Consider the following 25,472-nt stretch of genomic DNA (forward strand, 5'->3'; position numbering starts at 1 on the left):
TGTTGCAAATCATTCACAGCGCTCTATGCAATCGCGTATGCGTTAGTTATCGGACTTTTGGGTATGTTCAATACCTTTGCGGAGCGCGTTCCATGCCAAGGTTGCACATTTAATCCGCGCAGGGAATTTATTTACCCCAGATAGAGCCTCTATATCTTCATATTCAAATTCGACAGATCCGCCCTTCATCAAGCTGGAAAAATCATCAGCCATCTTCAGTGCCTCTTCAATCGTTTTGCCTTTAACGGCATCCGTCATCATTGATGCGGAGGACAGAGAGATCGAGCAGCCTTCGCCTGTGAATTTTGCTAACTTAACGATACCATCTTCCACCTGCATTTGCAGCGATATTTTATCACCGCACGTAGGGTTGTTCAGATCGATGGTAACTGCTTCACCAGACTCAAACTTCCCGCGGTTGCGAGGTGTTTTATAGTGATCCATAATGACTCTGCGGTATAAATCATCCAATTGCATGGCCAAAGTACTCCTTTGTTTTTTGTAAGGCCATCACAAGACGGTCAATATCTTCTTCTGTATTGTATAGATAAAAGCTTGCACGAGCCGTACTGCTCACTTCAAGCCATCTCATCAGAGGCTGTGCACAGTGGTGGCCTGCACGTATAGCTACTCCCTCTGCATCCAGAACAGTTGCCACGTCATGCGGATGGACATCGCCCAAATTGAACGTTACAAGTCCTGCACGGTTGCTAGTTGGGCCGTAGATGGTCAGATCCTCGATCTGTGTCATACGTTCCATCGCATAATTCGTGAGCTGTATATCGTGTTTGAAAATATTGTCCATGCCGACTTCTTGCAGAAAATCAATCGCCGCGCCAAGTGCAACAGCGCCTCCGATGATCGGAGTCCCGCCTTCGAACTTCCAAGGCAGTTCCTTCCATGTCGACTCATAGAGATCCACATGATCGATCATCTCGCCGCCGAATTCAGCCGGCTCCATGCTTTCCAGCAAGGCCTTCTTGCCATACAATGCCCCAATTCCGGTTGGTCCACACATTTTATGACCGGAAAGACCATAAAAGTCGCAATCCAAATCCTGCACATCCACTTTCATATGCGGAGTGCTTTGTGCGCCGTCGACCATCATCTTCGCACCATGCTTATGAGCGATTTGAGCGATCTCTTTAACGGGGTTGATAACGCCCAGAACGTTAGAAACGTAGACGACAGAAACGATTTTGGTACGGTCTGTAATCGTATTTTCTACGTCTGCCAGCGAAATCGATCCATCGGGTTGTAGCGGGATATATTTTAAAATGGCGCCTGTTGCCTTAGCGGCTTGCTGCCATGGAATCAAATTGCTGTGGTGCTCCATGGGCGTGAGGACGATTTCGTCGCCTTCGCGCAATACCGCTTTGGCATAGCTGCTCGCCACAATATTAATGGCTGTTGTCGTGCCTCTGGTAAAAATAATCTCTTGCTCGCTGGATGCGTTAATGAACTTAGCAACCTTCGCTCGTGCTCCTTCATACGCATCTGTAGCACGGGATCCTAGGGTATGAACACCACGATGTACGTTCGCATTGTCCCATTCATAGTAATGCTTCAGTGCCTCAATCACCTGAATGGGCTTCTGGGAGGTTGCAGCGCTGTCCAAATACACCAGAGGATGACCGTTCACTTCTTGTTTTAGAATGGGAAAAAGTTCACGTATCTCGGCTGTATTCATTGTCCCAGCTTCCTCTCCACTAAGCTTTGCAGCTGTTCTTCAACGCTCTTAATCGGAATCTCGGAAACGACCGGCGCTAAGAATCCATAAATAATTAAGCGTTGAGCTTCTTCCTTCGTAATACCGCGAGACATCAAGTAGTGCACTTGCTCTGCATTCACTTGACCAACACTCGCCGCATGGCCTGCTTTTACATCATCCTCATCGATAAGAAGAATCGGATTCGCGTCTCCGCGAGCTTTCGGGCTAAGCATCAACACTTTCTCCGTTTGTTGACCGTTACAGCCTTGTGCTCCTTTTTCGATCTTCGTAATCCCGTTGATGATTGCCGTTGCGCCATCTCGCATAACAGCACGCGTAATCATGTCGCTCGTTGAGGCTTTGCCCCAGTGAACAGCGCGTGTCGTTAAGTTGAGCTTCTGCTCTTGCGTACCGACACAGATCACTTTGGCGTCGGAGTCAGAACCTTTGCCTTTAAGGATAGAAGTCGTATCCGACATCGTATTCCCGTAGTTCATTTCGCCAACAACCCACGCAATGCTCGCATCATTGTCAAGAATGGCACGGCGGTAAGTCAAGTCCGTCACGGACTCCTCGAAGTTATGAACGGACGCGTAATTTACGCGCGAACCCGGCTTCGCGAACACTTCAACGATACCGTTTTGTACGAGCTCAGCACCCGACAGGGAGGATACGAAGTTATCAACGTATGAAACGGAGCTGAATTGCTCTGCAACGATCAGCACGTGCGGAGCGAATGTAGCTTCAGCATCATCCGTAACAAACAACGCTTGAAGCGGAACATCCACACGAACGTCTTTTGGCACGTAGATGAAAATACCGCCGTTCCAAAGCGCAGCGTGTAAAGCTGTCACTTGATTTTCGTTCGCTTCGACAGCTTTCATAAAGTAAGGCTCCACCAGATCAGCATGATCGCGAATCGCCGTTTCCAGATCAGTGAAAATAACGCCTTGCTTCTTCAGTTCTTCCGAAACTTGGCTGTACACGACGCCAGAGTTGCGCTGAACAATCAGGTTATCTGAATTCGTTAGTCCTTGGGCAACTTCCGGTAAGGACTCAAGGGAAGTCAAAGGCGCTTGTGTTTTATAGGAACCGTAGGAGGAAATGCTCCAACGATCAATTCTTGTCTTTTCAAGCGTAGGTAATTCCAAAGAATTCGCTAACGCCAGCCCTTCTGTACGAAGGGTCGTCATCCACTCCGGCTCTTGTTTGCTGCGGGAGAGCTCGATGACAGCATTAGAATCTATGGAAAGTTGTGTTTGAGTACTCATGGTATTCCTCCTAATATATAAGGACCTTTGATCAGAGATCAAAGTCTCTCCTCTCTTTAGTACTTCGGCGCAGTCGTGTTCATTGGGATTTTGAATTCTTCCTCGTCTTGACCAACCGTTTCATCCACGATGCCGAGTTCTTCTTTGATCCAATCGTAACCTTCCGCTTCCAGACGCTCAGCTAGCTCTGGTCCGCCGGATTTCACGATACGGCCTTGCATCATAACATGTACAAAATCTGGTTTAACGTAGTTGAGCAAACGTTGGTAGTGCGTAATGATCAAGAAGCCGCGCTCTTCACTGCGCATAGCGTTAACGCCTTCCGCAACGATACGCAAAGCATCGATATCCAAACCGGAGTCGATTTCGTCAAGAATAACGAACTTAGGCTCAAGCAAAAGCATTTGCAGAATTTCGTTACGTTTCTTCTCACCGCCGGAGAAGCCTTCGTTCAAGTAACGGTGCATGAACTCTGGGTTCATTTCAAGCTGTTTCATTTTGGCTTCCATTTGGCGGATGAACTTGATCAAGGAGATCTCGTTGCCCTCGCCACGACGCACGTTGATTGCGCTGCGCAAGAAGTCAGCGTTCGTTACGCCCGTAATTTCGCTTGGGTATTGCATAGCTAGGAACAAACCAGCGCGCGCTCTCTCATCAACCGCCATTTCGAGAACATCTTCGCCTTCTAAAGTAACGGAACCTTCTGTCACTTCATATTTCGGGTGACCCATCAGCGCGGATGCAAGCGTACTTTTACCAGTACCGTTCGGTCCCATGATTGCATGAACTTCTCCGCCTTTGATTTCAAGGCTCAGCCCTTTCAAAATTTCCTTACCTTCGACGTTCGCTCTAAGACCGTCTATTGTAAATGTTGGTGAGTTTGCCATTTTCATTAAGCCTCCATAATGTTTAAATGTACTAGATAAACGACAATCATAAGATGATTATCATTGATTCTCATTAGAATAATTCTATTATAACTTACTATGACAAATCAAGAAAGGGCAATTGCTTGAAAAAGGTGGGCAATTTGTGAAAATGCAACCTTTTTCTTACGACAAAGTTCGCTTAATTTCAGCAACTTGCGCTGCAAACTCCTCATCGCTCAAAACCGGAACTAACGAGGATTCAGGCGGTGTTTCAGCCCCTAGCTCAATCCATGATTTACAGCCGATATAGGCCTGCTCAATTGGAATATGTAAAGGTTCTGCCAATTTATACACTCTTAACAGCATGAGATGCAGCGGATTTTTACGTTTCCACTTCAATCTTTCGTCCGTGAAATTTTCCGTCCAAATGTGAAAAGGGTACAGCCTATTCAGCAGATCTCCATCGCTAATCTCGATATCCTCGATCATCCGGGCATATGAACGGATTGTGACCTGCTCATCCTGCGCACTCCAACCGACCAAGGTTTCATCGATGACATGGCGATAATTGTCCTTGAGCAATTCTTTTCTCTGGTGCTCATAGGTAGGATAAAGAAAAAAATCATTGGATTCAACTTGAAAATCTCTCGTTTCTTCAACTATACCCCCTTTGCGCATAATAAAGATTTGTGTTCCGTCTTCCAGCGCTTTGACAGCCGAAGCCCATTCTTTCAAGGCCTTTGGTTTTTCCACATACGCCAACTCCTTGCTCTCCCAATAATCCATTCATTATAAGGAATCTGGTGAAGCAAAACAATACGGCATGAAAAGACGAAAAGAAAGGGATGGCTCTCAGGCCATCCCTAAGTCTACTTATTTTACATCTTCGGCGTAATACGTTTGTTGTATACGGGCAAACTGTTCTTGATTTTGTTTCATCGGATTCGGTTCATCATTCTTAGCGGGAGCATCCGCCTCAAAAGCCATGAACAACAAGAAGAAGCACGCGGCCATGACCAGCAGCACATTCAGGATTTTCATCAACATTAGATCCTCCGAAAACGATTTTGCTACCAGTATAGCTAAGTTTCGTTACGCTCATGTTTGTTCAGCTTGAAGATTTTGTAAAGCTATCCGAGAAACGATTGCAGCATCCAGCGGTGTTTCTCCAGCGATGTTTGTATGGCTAACAGCATGTCCGATGTCGTCTCGTCTTGGACTTCTTCACAGGCTTGCATGCCCGCTTTTAATTCTTGTGTAAGAATGGTAAAGTCCTCAATGATGGCTTCGACCATTTTCGTTGCCGTTTCGGTTCCCAACGCTTCTTTTAGGGAGGAGAGCTCGATATAGGCTTTCATTGTAGCCGCAGGCTTACCGCCAATCGAAAGCAATCGCTCGGCTAGCTCATCTATGTGGAGAGCGGCTTCATTGTACAGCTCTTCAAATTTTACGTGCAATGTGAAAAATTGATTGCCTTTTACATACCAATGGAAGTTATGAAGCTTGACAAAAAGCAAGCCCCAGTTAGCAATTTGCTTATTTAACACGGTCTGGATCGATTGCGTTGATGTTATCGTCGTTGTTACCATGAATAAAGCCTCCTAGTTGTCATTATCGTTCTGCATGTACACGTTAATTTACGTTATTAGCGCTAATATTATGTAATTTGTGCAACATTTCCGAACAGAGTATTTCAAGCGGCACCTTTTTGGCTTATACTAGGAAAAGACGATTAATACACAGTAAATTAGTTGGAATTAAATCCAATGACTCATAGGAGGGAAAACCATGTCTACCTATCATCCTTTAAGTGAAGCTCAAGCGATCGAATACGCCCGTCAAATCCCGGATTTGTTCCAACCCGGATCGGAACTGACCAGCCACGAAATCGGCGACGGCAACTTAAATCTCGTTTTTCGCATAACGGAAAAAGCTTCAGGAAAAAGTATTATTTTGAAACAAGCTCTTCCTTATGCAAAGGTTGTCGGGGAATCCTGGCCGTTAACGCTTGACCGGGCACGCATTGAGAGCGAAGCGCTTATTATTGAAGAAGGGCTAGTTCCGGATCTTGTACCGCATGTTTATGCTTATGACGCAGATCTCGCTCTTACGGTTATGGAGGATCTAAGCGATCATGTCATTATGCGCAAAGGGCTTATCGAACGGAACCAATACCCGCTTTTTGCTGAACATATCGGCCGCTTCCTGGCGAATACGCTGTTTTTCACTTCGGATTTAGGCAAAAACCAGCAGGAAAAGAAAATTCAACAAGGTCGTTTCATCAATCCCGAGCTGTGCAAAATTACAGAGGATTTGATTTTCGATGATCCTTACCGCGATGCTGAAACAAACAGCATTGAAGCTCAGATCCGTGATGCGGCTGAGCAGCTTTGGGCTGACAGCGCGCTTCACTTTGAAGTCGCCATCCTTCGCCAGAAATTCCTGACGAACGCGCAAGCGCTGCTTCACGGCGATTTGCACACAGGAAGTATTTTCATCAAGCCGGATTCCACCAAAGTCATCGATCCCGAATTCGCTTACTATGGACCGATGGGCTTCGATATCGGCGCTGTGCTGGCGAACCTCATCCTTAATTTTGCAGGTCAAGAAGGCTGGAGCCCGGATCACGAAAGCCGCCAAGCCTACCGCGCCTATTTATTGCAAACCGTGAAGGATGTATGGACACATTTCGAAGCCAATTTCCGGGCCCTGTGGAATGAGCATGGTGTGGATCGTGTGTTCCAAACGCCAGGCTATCAAGACTATTTCCTTAAAAATCTGCTCCAGGACACTGCAGGGTTCACCGGTGCCAAAATGGTGCGCCGAATCGTGGGACTTGCTCATGTCGCAGATATTGATAAAATTGAAAACAGCGCCGCCCGAGAGCGCGCTCAACGCATGGCGTTAGCGATCGGCACATCTTTGATTCGCGCTAACCGCCAAGTAACTTCTATCGATGAGCTTATTGCCGTCGCCACCAAAGAATCAGCAGTAGAAAGAGGATTTGTTCTATGACTAACACCAACCTACAAAGCTTAGAAGAGCAAGGTGCTTTGCAATCCTTGCGTTGGAATGGGCAGCAGCTTGATCTGTTAGATCAGCGCTTGCTGCCGGAAGAAATTGTGTATTTGCCGTTGGAAACACCGATCGAGGTGTGGGAAGCGATTCGTCATTTGAAGGTTCGCGGCGCTCCGGCCATCGGAATCGCCGCCGCGTATGGTGTTTATCTAGGCATCCGCAACGTGGATGCTGCGGTGGATGGGCTTCTGGCGGAAGTCCAGAAGCAAGCGGACTATCTGGCGACTTCACGCCCGACAGCAGTGAACTTGTTCTGGGCGCTCGATCGGATGAGAGCGCAGGCAAGCAGCTTGGCAGCGTCGGGCGTTAGCCCAGCTGACTTCAAGGTAGCCCTCCTCGACGAAGCGCAGAAGATTCAAGCGGAGGACGAGGAGACGAACCGTCTGATCGGCGAGCATGCGCTGACGCTGTTCGAGGATGGTTTCGGCGTGCTGACACACTGCAACGCCGGCGGTTTGGCGACAGCCAAGTACGGCACGGCGCTAGCGCCGTTCTACTTGGCTAAAGAAAAAGGCGTGAACCTGAAAGTGTTCGCGGATGAGACTCGGCCCGTGCTGCAAGGCGCGCGGCTCACGGCCTTTGAACTGCAGCAAGCCGGCGTCGATGTGACGCTGATCTGCGACAACATGGCCGGCGCGGTCATGTCCAAGGGCTGGATCCAAGCGGTCATCGTCGGTACCGACCGCGTTGCTGCAAACGGTGACGTTGCTAACAAAATCGGCACTTACAGCGTTGCCGTTTTGGCAAAGGCGCACGGAATTCCGTTCTATGTGGCGAGCCCGATTTCCACGATTGATTTGAACACGCCTACCGGCGGTGATATTCCGATCGAAGAGCGCCATGAGGATGAAATCACGCAAGGTTTCGGCAAACGTACAGCTCCGCAAGGCGTCAAAGTATTCAATCCTGCTTTCGATGTCACGCCGAACGAATATGTGACGGCGATTATTACTGAAAAAGGCATCGTACGCGCTCCTTATTCCGAGAACTTGCGCAAGCTTTTTGAATAAAATAGCACTCTCGTGCTGTTGCGTTAACCTTCAGCAACATATAAAAGGCTGTTCCCAACGTAAACGTAGTTGATCTACGAAATACGGGGAACAGCCTTTTTTTATTATCCGTGCATCTGGTCGCGATACCGGTTCGGCGTGACGCCATGTGCTTTTTTGAAAACATAATGCAAATAATTGCTGGACGCAAAGCCGCTCTTCTCGGCGATTTTCTCCAAGGTCATCGTCGTTTGCAGCAGTTCCGTGCACACATGTTTCAAGCGAACCTGCTCCAAATATTCACTGAAGGAAATGTTCGCCTGCTCTTTAAAGATGCGCTGAAGCTGCCGCGAGGAGATCTGCAGCCTATCGGCCACGCCTTCCAGCGTTAACGGGCGCCGGAAGTTGTCCTCGATGAACTGCACCGCCAGCTGATAGCGATAGCTTTTCATATCGCGTGCCGGCAGGTTAAGACCTTGATGATCCGCTTTGTAGGCGCCGATCGTTCTGAGCAGCATCTGGATAATCGATTGTTTAATTATCGTGTACTGACCGAGCTGATTGTCCCGCCAAGCTTCATAGGCGACCAAAAAGCATTTCATCGCTTCCTGGCGGTCGAATGCAGGAACATGCGGAAGATCGCTTAGCTGCTTCATACAAGCTTCTGCTTCAGCTATTTCCCATGCCTCTCCCCAAGCCTGCGTTTCACACCCGGAGTCTGCCTCCGGCTCAGTGTCTTCCAGCTTCACAAAATCAACATGAAGACACAGCTCATCCATCTTTTCATGTTCATCCGCTTCCTGGCGGTGCGAGACTCCGGGTGCTGTGACATACAGCATCCCTTCCTGCAGCAGATGGGTAACATTGTCCAGGATCACTTTGCCTTTTCCGCTAGGGATATAATGAAACTCGAATTCGGAATGATGATGGAAATCGATAACCGTTCCGGCAGGAAAAGAGGTCAGATGACAGCGAAGCACGCGGATTCCATAAGAACCCCACCGAAATCTTAAGTCCAAGCGATCGAGGGCCATCGGATTTTCCAGCATCGGTTCGAAGTAAAAGGGCTGACTCATGCTGACCTCCTTCCATCCTTCACAGCTCTTATTGAGCTAGGGAATCAATTCGTACTTGTTGTTTGGCTTGAACAGAGCGATTCGAAGCCTCCATCAGCTTCGTTAAGTCCACAGCCAATTGGATATTCTCAGTGGCTTGAGTCCCGTTTTGAATATGGGCTACCCATTGATCAAAAGCAGACGGTTTTTCTTTGGGACCGTTCTCGTAAGCCACCCAGCCAGCGCTTGTTTCTGGAAGCTTTTTCGTACGGATCAGAACTCTTCCATCGTGATCGGAGTAAAGTACACTGCCGTCGGTTCCATGAACTTCAATCACGAATGGCGAATGAGCGTTCACAAACCCAGCCTCAACAATACCCAGGGCGCCGTTTGCATATTGAAGCGTCGCTACGGCATTGTCTTCAACTTCTCTGCCTGTCACATAGCCATAAGTAGCGCTTACAGACTCTGGCAGACCAAGGAATAGACGAGTCAGATACATCGGATGACAGCCAAGATCGATTAATGCTCCGCCCCCACATTGTTCAGCATTGTAGAAATGCTCAGGCAGCCAGCCTTTCGGATTCGCTTCCGTGGAGATCCCCCCATTGTGGGATAAACGGGTACGCACGAGAGTAATCGGTCCAAGCAATTCCTTCTCGATGATTTCTTGAATCGCTAATGTATAAGATGGATTCAAACGCGGCAAAGAAACAGTCAAGGTTATGCCAGCTTCATTTACCGCATCCAAAATCTCATTCACTTCATGCAAAGTCGGAGCAATCACTTTCTCGGTAAAAATATGTTTACCTGCTTTCGCAGCAGCGATCATGACATCGCGATGCTGGTTTGTCGGTGTGTCGACAACGACGCCGTCAATATCCTTATTTGCCAGCAACTCTGCCAAATCTGCATAAAAGGTAACACCGCGCTGCGCCGCTTCCGCTTGTCCGCGTTCTGGAATTTCATCCCATACAGCTACAATCTCGGTATCTTTGTGCTCGGTAACCTGTTTCGCATAGTCTCTTGCATGCACGTGCCAAAAACTTAACATTGCTACTTTAATCATGTTAACCTCCAAATAAGTGACTTGGATTCATTTTAACACGGCTTGGCTGCTTGATAAATTTCGAATTAGCGACAAAGTAGAGTGCAAAATAACGACATCATCACTTGCTTACAGGAACAGCATTATAGTACTCTTCCATGGTCATCTTTTTGGCCACCATATCCTTAGCTGTATCTACGCCCACATAACGAATATGCCAAGGCTCGTATTGATAACCGGTAATAGCAGCTTTTCCTTGCGGATAACGGATAATAAATCCATACTCAGGTGCGTGCTTCTCCAGCCAGTTTGCTTCCTTCGTCCCTCCAAAACAATCCTCCGCCGCACACTTCCCGTCACTGCCCGATACATCGATCGCCAGTCCTGTTTCATGCTCGCTTGTTCCCGGTACTGCACTGTAGGTTTTAGCTTTTTCCTCACCGTCTTTCTGCACGTAGCGCTGGAAAACAGATTTCTGCGTTGCATACGAGCGATAAGCGGAGACTCCAGCAAGATTAATGCCATCCTTTTTCGCACCTGCAAAAAGCTTCTCGAGCGCTCCCGCCGCGACACTTCGCATTTTCCGTTTTTCAACTTTCTCCGTAAATGTAAATGGAACATCCGGGTAAACCAAATCGGTTGGCTCGTAGTTCGAGGGCAGTGAGAATTGCTTATTCACGAGAACTGTCACACTTTCCGGCTTTGCGATGACTTGGAGTCCGTCGCTTTTGGAAGGCGTGCTGGAAGACTTCGGAGACGCCGCAGGGCTTTGAGCGGGCTTTGAGCTTGTCTGTGGCGAAGCTGTCGCTGTTGTGGACGGCGCCGTGTTGGTTGAAGGCGTTGACGTAGCCGTCGACGTTGCGTTTGAAGAGGGGCTAGCGCTAGAAGCTACTTCGTTCTTGCTGCTGCAGCCTGACACTATGAATAACGCCACCAGCAGGGTGACCGAGTATTTCGTCTTTTTGTTCATGATGGGATTAATGCCTCCTTGAAGTTAACAAACATTCACATGAAATAGACTTTACATCCAAAGTAAAAGTTGCATAAAGTCATATTTCAACATAAAAAGACTGCCATTTAGGTTTTGCGCCTAAATCGCAGCCTTCTCATATTTTATGCTTAACGCGTTGCGGTTACAAGTTTTAATCTGCTCCTGCTTTACGCTTACACTTGACTTGCAGCAATCGCCTGCTCTAAATCATAAATAATGTCTTCAATAGCTTCCGTACCAACAGATAAACGAATAAGTCCTGGTGTTACACCCGCAGAAATTTGCTCCTGTTCATTCAATTGGGAGTGCGTTGTGCTGGCTGGATGAATAATGAGTGATTTGGAGTCTCCGACATTCGCTAAATGGGAGAAAAGCTGAACAGAATGGATCAGTTTCTTACCTGCATCCACGCCGCCTTTGATTCCGAAGCTTAGGATAGCCCCTTGCCCTTTAGGCAAGTACTTCTGAGCAAGCTTATAGGAAGGATGGCTTTCCAGCCCTGCATAGCTAACCCACTCCACCGCTTCATGTGACTCTAAAAACTGCGCCACTTTTAAGGCATTCGTACTATGGCGTTCCAAACGCAAATGCAGCGTTTCAAGCCCTTGCAAGAGCAGGAACGAGCTGTTCGGTGAAAGCGAAGCGCCCAAATCGCGAAGCAATTGGACTCTTGCTTTAATGATATAGGCGATAGGACCAACCGCATCGGTGTACACAACACCATTATAGCTCGGATCAGGCTTCGTTAAGCCTGGGAATTTGCCGCTTGCTGCCCAATCGAACTTGCCTCCGTCAACAATGACGCCGCCGATGGTAGTTCCATGGCCGCCAATAAATTTGGTTGCCGAATGTACAACGATATCAGCCCCGTGCTCAATAGGTCTAAGCAGGTAAGGACTTGGGAATGTATTGTCAACAATTAATGGAATGCCATTCTCATGAGCAATTGCCGCCACCGCTTCGATATCGAGGATATCTCCTTTGGGATTGCCGATCGACTCTGCATATATCGCTTTTGTCTTCTCGGTAATGGCACCACGGAAGTTTTCCGGGTTGCTCGGGTCAACGAACTTAACGGTAATCCCTAGCTTAGCTAATGTATTGGCAAATAAATTATAAGTTCCGCCGTACAAGGATGCAGCCGATACAATTTCATCTCCCGCTTCAGCAATGTTCAAAATGGCGAACGTAATGGCTGCTTGGCCCGATGCTACAGCCAGTGCCGCCGGAGCGCCTTCCAAAGCAGCAATCCGCTTCTCGAAAACATCTGTAGTCGGGTTCATAATACGCGTATAAATATTACCAAATTCTTTGAGCGCAAATAAATTAGCAGCATGATCCGTATCGTTAAACACGTATGACGTCGTTTGATAAATCGGAACAGCCCTTGAATTGGTTGCCGGATCGACTTCCTGACCTGCGTGTATGGCTAGTGTTTCCGGTAAGTACTGACGTTTGGAATTTGACATTGCACATGCCTCCTTGGATGATGGATGGATTTTCGATAAACTTAATAATTCCTACTGGATTACTATGTATTATATTCTAAGGAAAAATCATGCTATAGTCAATATACCACATTGGAATATTTTTCTATAGAAGTCTAGCATTCTTTTTCTACTACCTCTGAGGCATTGAAAATGCAAAAAAAGGAGCCAATTCGGCTCCTTTCCCTTCCTTGCTCACTATTCTTATTCACCGTACTAAAGCACTTTAGACAGAAAGGCTCTCGTCCGCTCCTGCTGCGGGTTTTCGAATATTTGCTTCGGATTACCTTCTTCGACAATCACGCCTTGTTCCATAAACATAACGCGATCGCCTACCTCGCGGGCGAAGCCCATTTCATGGGTAACGACAACCATCGTCATCCCTTCTTTGGCCAGCTGCTTCATAACCGCCAGCACTTCTCCGACCATTTCGGGGTCCAAAGCGGATGTCGGTTCATCGAACAACATAATCTTCGGCTCCATCGCAAGTGCGCGAGCAATCGCAACACGCTGCGCTTGACCTCCGGATAGCGAATCCGGATATGCGTTGGCTTTGTCAGCCAGCCCGACTTTCGCGAGCAGTTCCAGCGCTTTTTTGCGCGCTTTATCCTCTGGCCATTTGCGTACTTGAATCGGTGCCATCATGATATTATCAATGACCTTCATATGCGGGAACAAATGAAAACGCTGAAATACCATGCCGAGCTCCATGCGGATCTCATTGATTTTATTGGTTGGATCCATAATGTCTTTGCCCTCAATCTGGATAGAACCCCCATTGGGCTGCTCTAGCAAATTCAAACAACGCAGAAAAGTTGATTTCCCCGACCCTGACGGACCGATAACAACCAGTACCTCTTGGTTCTGAATATCTGTGGAGATATCTCGCAAAACAACATTATCGCCGAATGCTTTTTGCAAATTTCTAACTTCAATCATCGCTGCCATCTCCCTACACTCTCCTTTCCACATAGCTAAGCAGCTTGCTTAGAGAATAAGTGAGAATGAAATAAATAAGCGCTGCAGTCAAGTAAGGCTCCCACACCGCGAAATATTGGCTGCGCATCGCATTGGACCAATACATCAATTCAGGGGCAGCAATAATGGCAAACAAGGAAGAATCCTTAATCAGCACGATAAACTCATTCCCAAACGGCGGGATCATCCGCTTAATCGCTTGCGGCAAAATGACCTTCTTCATTGTTTGAAAATGCGTCATTCCTAACGAGTGAGCGGCTTCGGTCTGTCCTTTATCAATGGACTGGATTCCGGCTCTGAAAATCTCGGCCATATAACCTGCAGAGTTCAGAGACAACGCAACAATAGAAGCAATGATGGCATTCGTTGTTCCGAGAAATAACGGGACGATACCGAAATGTACGAGTAGAATTTGCACCAGCAGCGGTGTGCCCCGGAAAAAGTTAACGTATATGCTAGTTGGCCATCTCAAATAGCCGCGGTGTGACATTTTGCCTAATCCAACAGCTAGTCCGAGCACCGAACCGAAACAAATGGATAGAATGGATATGCCAATCGTCCAAAGTGTACCTTTTAATAAGAGCGGTAAATATTCAATAATGATGTCAAAACGAAAATCCATTCCACACTTCCTTTCTTGCATTATTATTATGCTGATAACAGAACAACAGCATGCGTAAGGTTGAAGTCACGCATGCTGCCGTCTTATTATTTTTGTTCGAGCAATTTCTTGGTGTCCGGCTCTTGACCGAACCATTTTTTGTACACTTTCGCGTAAGCGCCGTTTTCAATAATTTTCTTGATCGCTGGGTCAAGCTTCGCTTTTAGCTCACTGCCTTTAGGAAGCAAAATACCATAGTATTCGGACTCAAAGTTCGTTGGATCGGAAATCGTAACGAATTTCTTAGTCGGATTATTTTTCACATATTCACGAACGATAGCAATATCGGCAACTACCGCGTCAACACCGTTGTTTTCAAGTTCCATCAATGCAAGTGTGTTGTTATCAAGACGTTTCAACGATTTATTCGATTCACCCATGATTTTGGTCATCAAAGTATCTGCTGTAGTCGAGATTTGAACAGCTACTTTCTTGTCTTTCAGATCAGTCGCGCTTTTGATAGGGCTGCCTTCTTTGACAAGAATCATGTTAGTTGACTCGAAATAAGGGATAGAGTAGTCATAAGATTGCTTACGCTCATCGGTAATCGAAACGCTGGAAATGCCGCCTTGATATTCTTTACCTTGCTTAACGCTTGTCAGCATCGTGTCCCAACCAATATTCGCTACTTCATAAGGAAGTCCTGCTTCTTTCATTACTTCTGCAAGAAAATCGATGTCAAATCCAGTCATCTTGCCTTTGTCCATATATTCCATTGGCGCATAGGCAGCATCAGTCGCAAATTTGTACTTCGTGCCTCCGCTATCTTTAGCTCCACAACCGGTTAAACCGATGACTAAAGCTGCTGCTAAAACAAAAAACGATAACTTTTTCATTATAATTCCCCCCGTGCTATGTATGGAACGAATCATATTTTAACACTCGGTCAATAAAATGACAACGTCTGTGTAAGGTAATTTATTCAGGAAATTGCAGGTAAACGCTCTTTCCGTTCATTTTCGGATTTCTGCACAACCGGTATCGGGTCCTTTTGTTTTATTGCTCAATGAAATAGAAAAACGCCTGGACCTAAGGTCTCAAGCGTTCGATTTCCGTAAGTAACCGACCATCACATCATTCTTAAAATGGCTTCTCTTCCCGTCATTCCGGCAACAATGCCAAGGTCTTCCGCTGTGTACGTCACCGATTCAAGCGGTGCTTCCAGAAGCTCCTCAATCGTGCGGACGCCTGTTGCCCTTGCCGCGACAATATTACGATCTCTCAAGCGCTCGTTGAGCAGTGCAACGTCAAGCGCCCCGCACATAATATAACCTTTATCTGTCGTTACTACCAGCAGCGTCGTCTTGGGCAATTTAACCTCTATGGCAATTGCAGTATGTCCCTCCAGGAGAATGGGTTCTACGCGCATCATGCTCTGCACAGCTCCTCTTTGCAGTCTTACGGTAGTATATGCGCATGCGGCTAGTACGGTGTAACCATTGGTTGAAAAGAATTTTTGGCATATGAAAAAGTGATGGATAGCGGACTTCATCGAGCACTGCGATTAATAGGCAATATCGACAAGATATCCCTCAGTAGCGGTTGCTAATTCTTCTCCATGCAGAAAAATCTGCAATCCCCGGCGGCCGCCGCTAATACTGACTAATTCCATCGATTTAACGGATGAATGCAAGTAAAAAGGGTACTTCTTCTTCATGCCGAGAGGAGAGACACCACCCCGTATATAGCCTGTTAGCGATTGAATATCTTTGACCGGCACCATTTCAACTTTCTTATTTCCGCTTGCTGCGGCCAAGCTTTTTAAGTTCAGCTCCTGATCTCCAGGAATGCAGGCTGCAAGGACACCTGACTTGTCCCCTTTTAAAATCAGCGTTTTGAATAGCTGGCTGGGCTGTAAGCCCACTTTATCGGCAACGGTTGCCGCATCCAATTGACTCTCATCCCAATCGTATTCATGCAGCGAATATGCAATCTGGAGAGAATCGAGTATTCGGCAGGCATTCGTCTTGCTTGACACTTGTTTCACCACCTTCTGAAAAACCAATCTATATTTGGTTATCATATCATGATATAGTTAGGATATGGATATATGAGCAATTTCAAGGCTGCAAGGAGGCCATATGAGTCAAGGAAAATCTAACCACACAGGTCATTTATTCACTGTAGAAATTTTAATTGAAGAGGCGACCAATGGTCTTGCGATGGAAAAGCTCCTTCATCTTCTAAACGCACAGACTGTCAAGGATTATAAGATCCTGAAGGGCATGGAGCTTGGCAAATTAATTGAATTGAACATGAACAAACAAATCGCCCCTCCCTCACATACAAGCAAAAAGGCAGCAGTTCCACCCCCACCTGCTTCTCCCGTGCCAACCGGTACCGCTGATCACATTATTAATCAGCTGGAAGGCTACAAAACGAACAATACGCTGATACGACTTACTGTTATTAAAAGCCAAGGCATTAAACTGAATCTTCCCTGCCGCATTCTCAATTATGACAGCAGCAATCAGAACGTTACGGTGTATCACGTGGATGAGAAAAAGGTTTACTCTTTCAAATTAAACGAAATCGATGATTACGTCGCTTTCTAGCAAAAAGAGGGTGTCCCCGATCAAGGGACATCCTCTTTTATATTTATCTTCCCTCCCCCGAGGCAGCGGCGGGAACGCCATGGCTCAGCATGTCCTCTAATTGATCGGCATTCACCGGCGGGCTAAACCAATAACCCTGTACTTCATTGCAGCGGTTTTGATGCAAGAAATGCAGCTGCTCTTCCGTTTCTACGCCTTCCGCAATGACTTTTAAGTTCAAATGGTGCGTCATTGCGATGATCGTGGCTACAATCGCCGCGTCATTGGGATCCTCCATAATGTCACGGACAAAGGACCGGTCAATTTTCAATTTATCGATTGGGAACTTCTTCAAATAGTATAAGGAGCTGTAGCCGGTCCCGAAATCATCAATACTGACGTGGACCCCCAGCTCCTTCAGTTCCAACAAGGACTGAATGGCGTGATCGACGTCCATCGTCATGCTTTCGGTAATTTCCAGTTCCAAATACTGCGGATCGAGCCCTGTTTGCTCCAGCACATGAGAGATCTTACCTTTCAAATTGTGCTGGAAAAACTGCCGCATCGACAAATTAACGGAAATCGGCATTTTGGGGAACCCTTGATTTTGCCAAATTTTATTTTGCTTGCATGCCGCGCGCAGCACCCATTCGCCGATCGGCACGATCAAGCCCGATTCCTCTGCGAACGAAATAAAATGGTTCGGCGAGATTAGCCCCTTTTCCGGATGAGCCCAACGAATTAACGCCTCCACACCAACGATGCGGCCTGTCTCAATATCGACCTGTGGTTGATAGAGTAAGACAAACTCTTCTCCAATGATCGCTCTGCGGAGCTCATTCTCCAGCTTGAGCCGATTGATGGATACGGATTTCATATCGGAATTAAAAATTTGAAAATCGTTGCGCCCTTTCTCTTTTGCTCTGGCGAGCGCAATATTGCCATATTTCATGAGCGAATCCGCATCCTCTGCTTCTGAGGAAGAAATGGCAATACCGATGCTTGCCGTAACATGCAGCTCATATCGCTCAAGAAGAAACGGCTTTTCCAAGACGCGGTTAATCTCCGCTACGACAGCGAGGACATCATTGGAATCGGCGACATTGGCGTAGAAAAAGGCAAATTCATCGCCTTCTGTACGCGCCAAATAATCATTTTCCGTGACGCAGCGTGTGAAGCGTTCAGCCAACTGTAGTAGAAGCATGTTGCCATAATCGTAACCAAAGCTGTCGTTGACCAATTTGAACCTATCAATATCGAGATAAAAGACCGCAATCTTTTGTCCCATGGAATCGGCCAAGCTTAATCGTTCATTTAAGCGATCTTTGAACATACGCCTGTTCGGCAGCCCTGTCATGTCATCATAATAAGCCATATACCGGACTTGCTCATCTCCGCGTTTACGCTCTGTAATATCCTGACAGATAAGAAGATAGCCCCTGACGTTTGGTCTCAGCTCAACGGGAACAACCGTCGCATGCAAATCAATCCGATAACCGCTCTTGTGCGAAACCGATGCCTCAAACGTAAGCGGCTCACCGACCTTCGCCTGTTGAACCTGACCGTACGTTAACTCATTCCTCTCATGGGTCACAAGTTCACTGAACCGTTTCTGAAGCAGCTCAGACGCCGAATAACCGAGGGTCGTTTCCGCCGCTTCATTGATCCGAATGAACGTCCCTTCCTGATCACAGATCCCGATCGCATTCGGATTGTGCTCAAACAGAGCGTCCAGCACGTCATGATAGGTTTGAACCTGCAGCTGCGCGATTCCAGCAGGCTGTATCCCTATCTTTCTTTTAAGCAGCTGAATGAACAGCGGCAGGGCAGCAATGATACATATCCAAGCGGCATACGGCTTTACGTAAAGGCTTACGAATACGGCGACAATTAGGTATCCGCCGATATAGAGCCGGTTTTCCACAAATTTGCCTCCTCTTACGATCTCACTCTAGGTATTAGGGAACGTCACTATGACCGTGTGATTCATCCGACATACGTGTATGTATCTATATGTAATTTGGATCATATCCATTTCATGACTATTTTCTACATGAGTCGCGCTTTTCCTGCAAAAATGGCACAAAACAAACAAAAAAGAGTCGGATTCTCCTGACTCTTTCCAGTTTTATTATTTTAGAGCAGCAATGGCAAGCAGAATCCATCCTACCAAAAAGCTTAAGCCGCCAAGCGGTGTAATCGGTCCAAAAAATTTGATTCCTGTTAAACTAAGCGCATATAAACTGCCCGAGAACAGGATGATTCCGATAAAAATAGCCCAACCGGACGCATTCACCATGGAGGTGTTCCCCAGCTTGTCTGACAATATCGCAATAGCGATCAACGCGATCGCATGGATCATGTGATAATGCACGCCCGTTTGAAAAACATCCAGCTTGTCCGGCGTCAATTTTTGCTTTAAAATATGAGCCCCGAATGCGCCAAGCGCGACAGAAAGAAAAGCATTCAAACTGCCGAGCAGTACAAAAAGTTTCATCATTGCTTCCAATCTTCCTTTCCTTTACAGCTTCATTTTATTCCACTTCACCGATGTCATGTTGACCTACAATCAGGCGCACTGGCTCCAAATAAACCCTCGATACCGTCGGTTGCTTTATCAGATCAATTTCAATATCCACGATTTTATTACGGGCGATTTTACCTTCTCTTTTGTCATACACAACCTCAAATTGCTTGAGACCCAGCTCATAAATCAGAACGGAAGAACCGATGGACAGCGCATTGGATTCGAATTCCCCATGTTCAAACAATACCTCAGACAAAATTTCTTCGTTCATGTCCACAATCGTAACATACTGGCAAAATTGGTATTTCATCAAAAAGGCCCCCTTATATCATAAAGTCCTTGTTCCAATTCGCCGAAAAATGTCGAAACTCCTGCTTCTCTTCATACTTCCCCTAAATGTTCACAGAAAACCTAATAAAAAGATAACGATCGGTATCGTAAACATACTAAACAGCGTAGAGGTAAAAACAGCCTGTGATGAAAACTCCGGTTCGTTCTCATACTCTATGGCCAGCAGCACACTGCTTAGCGACGTTGGCACTGCACACGATAGAATGAGCGCTTTGGCCGTCAACCCATCGATTCCGAGCAGCCAAACTACGAAAAACCCGATCAGCGGCGCCGCAGCAAGCCTTAATATAATGGAGACCGCCACGTTGGAAAAATGGAATTCCCACTTCATGCCGCCAAGCTGCACCCCAAGCGTTAACAGCGCTGTAGCCATAAATGCGTTAGCAATATACGTCAGCGGCAAATTGATCGATGATGGAACCGGCAAATGAAAATATCTCAGCAGCAGCGCGAGCGGAATCATATAAATAACCGGCAAGGACAAAATCGTTTTCATCGTCGCTTTCCAAGTTGATTTATGAGAGTTTAACGTATAAATCCCGTACGTGTTAGGAATCAGCGTCTGCATGATCATAATAACAATTTGTATCGATAAGGTATACGCATTCCCGCCGAAAACGGTTTGATTGAGCGGCAGCGCATAATTGGCGCTATTGTAGAAAATAACGCTGTTGCGCATCGCAATGCGCATGCCTCGTTCTAATTTTCTGATTCGGATATAAATTTCTATGACGGCGAATAGAAGACTGAAGAATAGAACGAAAAACAAGAGCACCTGCAGCAGGACATTTAAGTTCATTTCAGACTCATACAGCTTTACAAAAACTAATGCAGGAGAAAACACATAGAAATTAAGCTTGGATAATGTCTTAATGTCAAGATGAAAAGCACGATACATCGTTGCACCGATCGCAATCATGATCGAGATCGGCACAATATTATTGATAAGAATATAAACAAAATAACTCATTTCTGATCCTCACTTAAATGAAGTTCCGTTGCTGTAGTAAGCATCTTTGCTGTAGGTCGTAAAAGCAACTTCAACCTCCGGTAACCCAAGCCCGAGTACATGGGCCGTAATCGAGAGCGCGACTCCATCCCTGACCTCATCTCCTCTTTCAAACCAGGCGACCTCAACAAACGGATAGGCGGGAACGACTTTCCCACCGAATATAGCGGCATGCTGCACACATTCCAGTGTAAAATTATCGATGTCACAGCCGCATACGGCAGCAAGCTGCTCAACTAAGCTCTCACTGATTTCACAAACCTGCTCCACAGTTACTCCTCTAAACGTTAATCTAGGCATGCTTTAAGCTCCAATCCATTCCGCCGTAAGGCTTCTTACTTCGTTGATGCATTTACACTATTAATGATGCGTTTGAGCTGTAAGTTGAATGTGTGAATTTCTTCCGGCGCCAACCCGCTTGATGCCAAAAGCGTTTGCGGTATGCAGAGCGCCTTTTCATAAAGTGCGAGGCCAGTTTCCGTGATGACAATATTCACGACGCGCTCGTCTTCCACTGATCTTTTCCGTTGAACCAACTGCTGGACTTCCATTCGTTTGAGCATCGGCGTCAACGTTCCCGAATCCAGATCCAGCTTTTCGCTAAGCTCTTTCACGGTGCTTTCCTTCTGGTCCCATAAAACGAGCAGAACCAAATATTGCGGATAAGTAATCCCCAATTCTTCAAGAAAAGGACGATACATCCGCGTTATAGCTCTTGAACTTGCATATAAACTAAAGCACAGTTGATTTTCCAGTTTTAATAATTCACTGCTGTTCATAGCACAGGCTTCCTTTCTACTCAGTCCTATTGCGAACAATCGTTTTGCTTCAAATGTATATAAAAATAAGCTAACTGTCAATGTGAATAGTCAGATAAGTTCATAAATGTTGGATCATTCCATCTTGTGCCGCGCCCAATTCGGGTGATATGGTAGTACTACTTGGAATCACTGTAACCGTTAGTCCGTATGGGGAGGCATGCCTGTGAATGTAAATTTTTCGGGAGATAACCGCAAGCTGTATATCAAACTTTTACTCAGTACAATTCTCTGTACGGTTCTTACACTGCTTGTATCCTCCACCATTTATTTTGTGAATTACAGAAACATCAATTTGAACCAAGTGTATCAAACGGATTTAGAAAATTTAACCCAAACGAGCAGAGAAGTCATTTCTATGACCGAAAGTGCGCAATCGCTTACATTTCAATTGTACCGGAATGGCAATATTAGCAAGCTCATGTTTTATGAAAATCCGGATATTTATGACACTACCGCTGCCATGAGGGAATTGAATAATTATTTGAATTCCATGCCTTTCATTGCTTCCATTTATGTCTACAACCCGAAAGCCAGCTATGTCTACATTGCCTCCAGCTCCGGGCAGAACGGGTTAATGACCAAAGATGAACTGGTCGACAAAGATATTTTGAACGTCCTTGATCATTTTCAGGAGTTCAAGCCTTTCGTTCCCATTCCACGTACCTACTTAAAGAGCGCATCCAGTACGCAAAAGAGCAATGTCTACACTTACCTCTGTTATGATGCGATTGGCAATGACAATGCATTGAATTCCGCGGTTATCGTCAATATCACGACGGACTGGATTAATAAGGATATCGGCAAGCATCAAGGCAACGAAGCTAGCAGCTCTTTTATTATTGATGATAAAGGCAGGACGCTGACCGGCGAACTTCCCAATCATGCGGAGGAACTTACCGCGGAATCGACCATTACCAAACAGATCATGAGCAATCGCGGCTCCGGTTACTTCATTGATAGGGTTGGCGGCAAAAAGTCCTTAATTTCTTTTACGGCTCCCGACTCCTTGGAATGGCGCTACATACGCATTACGCCTTATCAGACAATTACGGAGAAAATCAACAAAATTCGGACAACGACGATTTATATCGGCATCTCCATTCTAGTCATCGGATTACTTGTTTCCTGGCACTTATCCCGCAAATTATATGTCCCTATTGATCGAATTGTTACGAAAATGAAATCGTTGGAATCAGACAAACGAAATTCATTATTTACATTAAAGCAAGATGTATTGCGGAAGCTGCTTCAAGGCCTTGAGCCCATTACAGCGAAAATGATGCGGGAAAAGCGCAGCGAGCTGGGCATCTCCTTCGACTTCCAAAGCGATTACCGACTGATCCTGCTTCGCATTGATGGTTTTCAGCCATTTTTGCAAAATCATAAAGACGATCTTCACGTGTACAAATATGCGATCATGAATATTTCCTCGGAAATAGCTTCACAAGCGTTCCAAGTGGAAACTGTCGATGTCGGAAGTGATAGCACTGTGCTGCTTATCAATGCTCGAACCTCACCCCTCGATGGAGATCACAGCATGCTTCAACCGCTTTTAAAACAAATTCAAAAAGCTGTCGGCGAGCTGCTCAAAATAAGTATTTCGGTTACTTATAGTCCTCAAAGCTCTCAGCCTCAAGAACTTGTTTCCCTGTACCGCAGGGTCATCGAAGCTTCAGAGCATCGCGTATTTCTAGGACCCGGCTGTTTAATAGCTTCTTTGGATCACCAATATCCTGAGACGGATGATTACTTGTTTACGATCGAGAAAGAGAAAAAGCTGATCGATGCTTTAATGGCCGGCAAAGTCGCAGATGCTAAGAAAATGTACAGTGTTATAATTGAGGAAACAAGACCGTACCCGATTAGCGTTTTTCAAGAAACCTTATCCCGTCTAACAATAACTCTGAACGGCGTCCTGCACACCATTCTCAAAAACAATTCTCTCGATATCCCGATGAGCATGCAGTTATCCAGAAATGCGCTGGCCAAGTTGGAAACGATTGAGGATATTGAAGCTGTCGTCTTCGAATTGTTCGATGACATGAAGAAGCGCCTTGATGACAAACGCAGCATGAAGCAGGATGATCTTATCCGTAAAATTAACGATATGATTGAGCTGCATTGCGGGAATCCGAACTTATGCTTAAATTGGATTGCCGATGAGATGGATATGTCGCCGATCTATCTAAGCCGCGTCTACAAACAGAACACGATGAACGCTGTTGTGGATGTGATCAACACGATGCGAATGGACCGTGCGAAGGATTTGCTGAAGAACTCGGATTTGCCGATTGCCGATATCGCTGAACGAACCGGCTATACGAACAGCTCTTATTTCTACCGGATGTTCAAGAAAAATTTTGGCCTGACCCCGACCGATTACCGTAAAACCGGACTTGAACCTGGCAACCAAGCTTCCACATAATATAAACGGCCGCCTTGCAGGTATCACGCTGCAGAGCGGCCGTTCTTATTATTTAATTCCTTTTTCGCTTACATACTGAAGCCATTGTTTCTTATATTCGGCTTGCACCTTCTCTAGTCCGGCTTGCTTCGCTTTCTCCATAAATGTTTTCATGCCTGCATCCACATCAGCTACAAGCCCCAATTGCAACGGCCACAAATACTGCTTCTCTACCTGCTCGAGCGCTGCTTTCTCCGCTTGGTAGGAGCTGTAGTCCTCAGCAAAGCCTGTGAAGAGATCCGGTTTTTGAATTTTATCCAAATCTTTGTAAATCGCTTTTACCCCATCAAAGCTTTTCTCGAACAGCATGAAATCCGGATTGCGCCATGCCCAGCTGTTCATGGACTCGCGAGGGAAGCCATTGGAATTGTTATCTCCAATCATTTTGTAATAGCCATTTTCAACTTGAAAGTTCTTACCTTCAATCCCATAGGAAGTAAGCCAATTGTATGTTTTATCCGTTACCATTTTCTCGTAGAATTCCAGTGCTCGTTCAGCGTTTTTACTGCTTTTAGGAATGGCAAAACCATTATGAATCGGATGTACCGGTGTGGCGTACCCCTTGATCGTCGGGAAGGAATAGTAATCCAGGTTCCAATCAGGGTGCGTTGATTTCATTTTGTTCAGGGAGTCGTTAAAGCGTGCCGGATTGTCTCCGAACTCTGCAGCTGCTTTACCGCTGACTAACTGATCCCACGTGGAGTCCTTCACGTTCAGAACGTTTTTCGGAATAAAGCCTTTATCCATCCAGCGTTTAGCGATTTTAATGTCTCCCATGTGCTCTTCAGATCCCCAATAGGAGTAAACCTCACCTGGTTTATTATAGTTAATTCCAATGCCGTAGAGTGGCGAGCCTACGCTGTTATGTACGACATCCCGCAGTCCGTTAATAATCAAATTGCCGTCTCCACCGCTGGCGAAGGGCAGCATGTTCGGTTCGTTTTTCTTGATGCCCTCCATGTACGCTTCGAAGGTTTCAATGGACGTCGGTTTCGGTAAATTGTATTTTACCCGCAAGTCTTCACGCCACACGAAACCATTCGTGACGTACTCCTTGAACGTCGCCGGTACGGTATAGATTTTGCCGTCGATTTTCACGGCGTCCCACATATCCTTCGGCACATATTTGTTCAGCGTTGGCGCAGCTTTCGGCAAAATATCGTCAAGCGGGAGGAAGGCGCCCTTTTTCGCATAGGATTGATATTGTGTCCAGTCGGCAGTGAAAATTAAGTCCACTTGCTGGCCGGAGGAAAGCAGGAGCTTATATTTCTGATCCCAATCCGTCCACGTTGTATAGTTGAATTTCACGGTTGTATTCAAGTCCTTCAACGCCAGCTTATTGACTTCATCCTGAATAATTTGCAGATCTTTGGGAGCATTGCCTAGCATGTAAAATTGAAGCTCGACCTTCTCTCTCTTTGGCGCTTCCGCTTTGACTGTCGCTGCCGGCGCAGCTGCACTTGCTGCCGGTGTTGCCGTTTCTTGCTTAGACTCCGGCGTGCTGCAACCTGTGAGAGCTGTAAGAAAGAGAGCCCCGGATAGGATGGCTGAGAATCGTTGAGTTGCCAACATTTTCATTTGAATCCTCCCTTTAGATGTTTAATGATATGTCAGCCGAGAAGGTTGCC

The 25,472-nt window shown here is 46.2% G+C and carries 27 protein-coding genes; 4 read left to right on the forward strand and 23 right to left on the reverse strand.

Going from position 1 to position 25,472, the window contains the following annotated elements; genetic code table 11:
- Nucleotides 1-42: 42 nt before the first annotated feature.
- From sufU to J2Z65_RS14290, 7 genes are all read right to left on the reverse strand, one after another.
- Nucleotides 43-477, reverse strand: a complete 435-nt coding sequence (gene sufU, locus J2Z65_RS14260; protein WP_167061264.1) for a Fe-S cluster assembly sulfur transfer protein SufU — start codon at nt 475-477, stop codon at nt 43-45.
- Nucleotides 464-1,690 (reverse strand): cysteine desulfurase, encoded by a 1,227-nt coding sequence (locus J2Z65_RS14265; RefSeq protein ID WP_167061267.1) that lies wholly within the window; start codon nt 1,688-1,690, stop codon nt 464-466. The genes sufU and J2Z65_RS14265 overlap by 14 nt, the downstream gene beginning before the upstream one ends.
- A complete protein-coding gene (gene sufD / locus J2Z65_RS14270) occupies nt 1,687-2,982 on the reverse strand; it encodes a Fe-S cluster assembly protein SufD (RefSeq protein WP_167061270.1) in 1,296 nt (431 codons plus the stop codon). The genes J2Z65_RS14265 and sufD overlap by 4 nt, the downstream gene beginning before the upstream one ends.
- A gap of 56 nt (nt 2,983-3,038) precedes the next feature.
- The gene (sufC, locus tag J2Z65_RS14275; protein WP_167061273.1) at nt 3,039-3,869 is read right to left on the reverse strand and encodes a Fe-S cluster assembly ATPase SufC; all 831 of its coding nucleotides are present in this window, start codon (nt 3,867-3,869) and stop codon (nt 3,039-3,041) included.
- 165 nt (nt 3,870-4,034) lie between these two features.
- Nucleotides 4,035-4,604, reverse strand: a complete 570-nt coding sequence (locus J2Z65_RS14280; protein WP_420850831.1) for a DUF1802 family protein — start codon at nt 4,602-4,604, stop codon at nt 4,035-4,037.
- A 120-nt stretch (nt 4,605-4,724) separates the two neighbouring features.
- Nucleotides 4,725-4,898, reverse strand: a complete 174-nt coding sequence (locus tag J2Z65_RS14285) for a hypothetical protein (protein ID WP_167061279.1) — start codon at nt 4,896-4,898, stop codon at nt 4,725-4,727.
- An 83-nt stretch (nt 4,899-4,981) separates the two neighbouring features.
- Entirely contained in the window at nt 4,982-5,440 is a 459-nt protein-coding gene (locus tag J2Z65_RS14290) for a Dps family protein (RefSeq protein WP_167061282.1), read from the reverse strand.
- A gap of 199 nt (nt 5,441-5,639) precedes the next feature.
- On the opposite strand from J2Z65_RS14290, the gene mtnK reads away from it, so the two are divergent.
- Complete coding sequence (gene mtnK / locus J2Z65_RS14295; RefSeq protein ID WP_167061285.1) at nt 5,640-6,866, forward strand: S-methyl-5-thioribose kinase; 1,227 nt, start codon at nt 5,640-5,642, stop codon at nt 6,864-6,866.
- Nucleotides 6,863-7,939: an S-methyl-5-thioribose-1-phosphate isomerase gene (gene mtnA / locus J2Z65_RS14300; RefSeq protein WP_167061288.1), complete on the forward strand. Its 1,077-nt coding sequence runs from the start codon at nt 6,863-6,865 to the stop codon at nt 7,937-7,939. The genes mtnK and mtnA overlap by 4 nt, the downstream gene beginning before the upstream one ends.
- Before the next feature lie 104 nt (nt 7,940-8,043).
- On the opposite strand, the gene J2Z65_RS14305 is transcribed toward mtnA, so the two are convergent.
- From J2Z65_RS14305 to ybaK, 9 genes are all read right to left on the reverse strand, one after another.
- The gene (locus tag J2Z65_RS14305) at nt 8,044-8,994 is read right to left on the reverse strand and encodes an AraC family transcriptional regulator (protein WP_167061291.1); all 951 of its coding nucleotides are present in this window, start codon (nt 8,992-8,994) and stop codon (nt 8,044-8,046) included.
- 28 nt (nt 8,995-9,022) lie between these two features.
- The gene (locus J2Z65_RS14310; RefSeq protein WP_167061294.1) at nt 9,023-10,042 is read right to left on the reverse strand and encodes a Gfo/Idh/MocA family protein; all 1,020 of its coding nucleotides are present in this window, start codon (nt 10,040-10,042) and stop codon (nt 9,023-9,025) included.
- Nucleotides 10,043-10,142: 100 nt separating this feature from the next.
- The gene (locus J2Z65_RS14315; protein ID WP_167061297.1) at nt 10,143-10,991 is read right to left on the reverse strand and encodes a M15 family metallopeptidase; all 849 of its coding nucleotides are present in this window, start codon (nt 10,989-10,991) and stop codon (nt 10,143-10,145) included.
- Nucleotides 10,992-11,185: 194 nt separating this feature from the next.
- The gene (locus J2Z65_RS14320) at nt 11,186-12,481 is read right to left on the reverse strand and encodes a homocysteine synthase (RefSeq protein WP_167061299.1); all 1,296 of its coding nucleotides are present in this window, start codon (nt 12,479-12,481) and stop codon (nt 11,186-11,188) included.
- 234 nt (nt 12,482-12,715) lie between these two features.
- Nucleotides 12,716-13,438, reverse strand: coding sequence for an amino acid ABC transporter ATP-binding protein (locus J2Z65_RS14325; protein ID WP_167062687.1), 723 nt, complete (start codon nt 13,436-13,438; stop codon nt 12,716-12,718).
- A gap of 13 nt (nt 13,439-13,451) precedes the next feature.
- Nucleotides 13,452-14,099, reverse strand: a complete 648-nt coding sequence (locus J2Z65_RS14330) for an amino acid ABC transporter permease (RefSeq protein WP_167061302.1) — start codon at nt 14,097-14,099, stop codon at nt 13,452-13,454.
- Nucleotides 14,100-14,185: 86 nt separating this feature from the next.
- On the reverse strand, nt 14,186-14,974 hold the full coding sequence (locus J2Z65_RS14335; protein WP_240159816.1) for a basic amino acid ABC transporter substrate-binding protein: 789 nt from the start codon (nt 14,972-14,974) through the stop codon (nt 14,186-14,188).
- Nucleotides 14,975-15,207: 233 nt separating this feature from the next.
- On the reverse strand, nt 15,208-15,510 hold the full coding sequence (locus J2Z65_RS14340) for a YunC family protein (protein ID WP_167061307.1): 303 nt from the start codon (nt 15,508-15,510) through the stop codon (nt 15,208-15,210).
- A gap of 132 nt (nt 15,511-15,642) precedes the next feature.
- On the reverse strand, nt 15,643-16,116 hold the full coding sequence (ybaK, locus tag J2Z65_RS14345; protein ID WP_167061310.1) for a Cys-tRNA(Pro) deacylase: 474 nt from the start codon (nt 16,114-16,116) through the stop codon (nt 15,643-15,645).
- 103 nt (nt 16,117-16,219) lie between these two features.
- Between ybaK and J2Z65_RS14350 the strand changes: the two genes are divergently transcribed.
- Nucleotides 16,220-16,693: a hypothetical protein gene (locus J2Z65_RS14350; RefSeq protein WP_167061313.1), complete on the forward strand. Its 474-nt coding sequence runs from the start codon at nt 16,220-16,222 to the stop codon at nt 16,691-16,693.
- A 43-nt stretch (nt 16,694-16,736) separates the two neighbouring features.
- Here J2Z65_RS14350 and J2Z65_RS14355 read toward each other — a convergent pair whose 3' ends face one another.
- The 6 genes from J2Z65_RS14355 to J2Z65_RS14380 all read right to left on the reverse strand — a co-directional run bounded on the left by J2Z65_RS14355 (nt 16,737) and on the right by J2Z65_RS14380 (nt 21,338).
- Nucleotides 16,737-18,596: an EAL domain-containing protein gene (locus J2Z65_RS14355; protein WP_167061316.1), complete on the reverse strand. Its 1,860-nt coding sequence runs from the start codon at nt 18,594-18,596 to the stop codon at nt 16,737-16,739.
- 207 nt (nt 18,597-18,803) lie between these two features.
- Nucleotides 18,804-19,169, reverse strand: coding sequence for a DUF423 domain-containing protein (locus tag J2Z65_RS14360; protein WP_193581019.1), 366 nt, complete (start codon nt 19,167-19,169; stop codon nt 18,804-18,806).
- 37 nt (nt 19,170-19,206) lie between these two features.
- A complete protein-coding gene (locus tag J2Z65_RS14365) occupies nt 19,207-19,509 on the reverse strand; it encodes a hypothetical protein (protein WP_167061322.1) in 303 nt (100 codons plus the stop codon).
- Nucleotides 19,510-19,599: 90 nt separating this feature from the next.
- Nucleotides 19,600-20,520 (reverse strand): AEC family transporter, encoded by a 921-nt coding sequence (locus J2Z65_RS14370; RefSeq protein WP_167061325.1) that lies wholly within the window; start codon nt 20,518-20,520, stop codon nt 19,600-19,602.
- Nucleotides 20,521-20,529: 9 nt separating this feature from the next.
- On the reverse strand, nt 20,530-20,859 hold the full coding sequence (locus J2Z65_RS14375; RefSeq protein ID WP_167061328.1) for a DUF1904 family protein: 330 nt from the start codon (nt 20,857-20,859) through the stop codon (nt 20,530-20,532).
- Between the two features lie 35 nt (nt 20,860-20,894).
- Nucleotides 20,895-21,338, reverse strand: a complete 444-nt coding sequence (locus tag J2Z65_RS14380; RefSeq protein ID WP_167061331.1) for a MarR family winged helix-turn-helix transcriptional regulator — start codon at nt 21,336-21,338, stop codon at nt 20,895-20,897.
- A 205-nt stretch (nt 21,339-21,543) separates the two neighbouring features.
- Here J2Z65_RS14380 and J2Z65_RS14385 point away from each other — a divergent pair, with 205 nt between their 5' ends.
- Complete coding sequence (locus J2Z65_RS14385; RefSeq protein WP_338111723.1) at nt 21,544-23,805, forward strand: helix-turn-helix domain-containing protein; 2,262 nt, start codon at nt 21,544-21,546, stop codon at nt 23,803-23,805.
- A 48-nt stretch (nt 23,806-23,853) separates the two neighbouring features.
- On the opposite strand, the gene J2Z65_RS14390 is transcribed toward J2Z65_RS14385, so the two are convergent.
- Nucleotides 23,854-25,422, reverse strand: a complete 1,569-nt coding sequence (locus J2Z65_RS14390; RefSeq protein WP_167061337.1) for an extracellular solute-binding protein — start codon at nt 25,420-25,422, stop codon at nt 23,854-23,856.
- Nucleotides 25,423-25,472 lie beyond the last annotated feature (50 nt).

Source organism: Paenibacillus aceris, assembly GCF_017874035.1.
In the GTDB taxonomy this organism is placed as follows: Bacteria; Bacillota; Bacilli; order Paenibacillales; family NBRC-103111; genus Paenibacillus_E; species Paenibacillus_E aceris.

Excerpts from the sequence above, each read along its gene's own strand:
- sufU (WP_167061264.1), bottom strand. The coding sequence starts at position 477 with ATGCAATTGGATGATTTATACCGCAGAGTCATTATGGATCACTATAAA.
- J2Z65_RS14265 (WP_167061267.1), bottom strand. The coding sequence starts at position 1,690 with ATGAATACAGCCGAGATACGTGAACTTTTTCCCATTCTAAAACAAGAA.
- sufD (WP_167061270.1), bottom strand. The coding sequence starts at position 2,982 with ATGAGTACTCAAACACAACTTTCCATAGATTCTAATGCTGTCATCGAG.
- sufC (WP_167061273.1), bottom strand. The coding sequence starts at position 3,869 with ATGGCAAACTCACCAACATTTACAATAGACGGTCTTAGAGCGAACGTC.
- J2Z65_RS14285 (WP_167061279.1), bottom strand. The coding sequence starts at position 4,898 with ATGTTGATGAAAATCCTGAATGTGCTGCTGGTCATGGCCGCGTGCTTC.
- J2Z65_RS14290 (WP_167061282.1), bottom strand. The coding sequence starts at position 5,440 with ATGGTAACAACGACGATAACATCAACGCAATCGATCCAGACCGTGTTA.
- mtnK (WP_167061285.1), top strand. The coding sequence starts at position 5,640 with ATGTCTACCTATCATCCTTTAAGTGAAGCTCAAGCGATCGAATACGCC.
- mtnA (WP_167061288.1), top strand. The coding sequence starts at position 6,863 with ATGACTAACACCAACCTACAAAGCTTAGAAGAGCAAGGTGCTTTGCAA.
- J2Z65_RS14305 (WP_167061291.1), bottom strand. The coding sequence starts at position 8,994 with ATGAGTCAGCCCTTTTACTTCGAACCGATGCTGGAAAATCCGATGGCC.
- J2Z65_RS14310 (WP_167061294.1), bottom strand. The coding sequence starts at position 10,042 with ATGATTAAAGTAGCAATGTTAAGTTTTTGGCACGTGCATGCAAGAGAC.
- J2Z65_RS14315 (WP_167061297.1), bottom strand. The coding sequence starts at position 10,991 with ATGAACAAAAAGACGAAATACTCGGTCACCCTGCTGGTGGCGTTATTC.
- J2Z65_RS14320 (WP_167061299.1), bottom strand. The coding sequence starts at position 12,481 with ATGTCAAATTCCAAACGTCAGTACTTACCGGAAACACTAGCCATACAC.
- J2Z65_RS14325 (WP_167062687.1), bottom strand. The coding sequence starts at position 13,438 with ATGATTGAAGTTAGAAATTTGCAAAAAGCATTCGGCGATAATGTTGTT.
- J2Z65_RS14330 (WP_167061302.1), bottom strand. The coding sequence starts at position 14,099 with ATGGATTTTCGTTTTGACATCATTATTGAATATTTACCGCTCTTATTA.
- J2Z65_RS14335 (WP_240159816.1), bottom strand. The coding sequence starts at position 14,974 with ATGAAAAAGTTATCGTTTTTTGTTTTAGCAGCAGCTTTAGTCATCGGT.
- J2Z65_RS14340 (WP_167061307.1), bottom strand. The coding sequence starts at position 15,510 with ATGATGCGCGTAGAACCCATTCTCCTGGAGGGACATACTGCAATTGCC.
- J2Z65_RS14350 (WP_167061313.1), top strand. The coding sequence starts at position 16,220 with ATGAGTCAAGGAAAATCTAACCACACAGGTCATTTATTCACTGTAGAA.
- J2Z65_RS14360 (WP_193581019.1), bottom strand. The coding sequence starts at position 19,169 with ATGAAACTTTTTGTACTGCTCGGCAGTTTGAATGCTTTTCTTTCTGTC.
- J2Z65_RS14365 (WP_167061322.1), bottom strand. The coding sequence starts at position 19,509 with ATGAAATACCAATTTTGCCAGTATGTTACGATTGTGGACATGAACGAA.
- J2Z65_RS14370 (WP_167061325.1), bottom strand. The coding sequence starts at position 20,520 with ATGAGTTATTTTGTTTATATTCTTATCAATAATATTGTGCCGATCTCG.
- J2Z65_RS14375 (WP_167061328.1), bottom strand. The coding sequence starts at position 20,859 with ATGCCTAGATTAACGTTTAGAGGAGTAACTGTGGAGCAGGTTTGTGAA.
- J2Z65_RS14380 (WP_167061331.1), bottom strand. The coding sequence starts at position 21,338 with ATGAACAGCAGTGAATTATTAAAACTGGAAAATCAACTGTGCTTTAGT.
- J2Z65_RS14390 (WP_167061337.1), bottom strand. The coding sequence starts at position 25,422 with ATGAAAATGTTGGCAACTCAACGATTCTCAGCCATCCTATCCGGGGCT.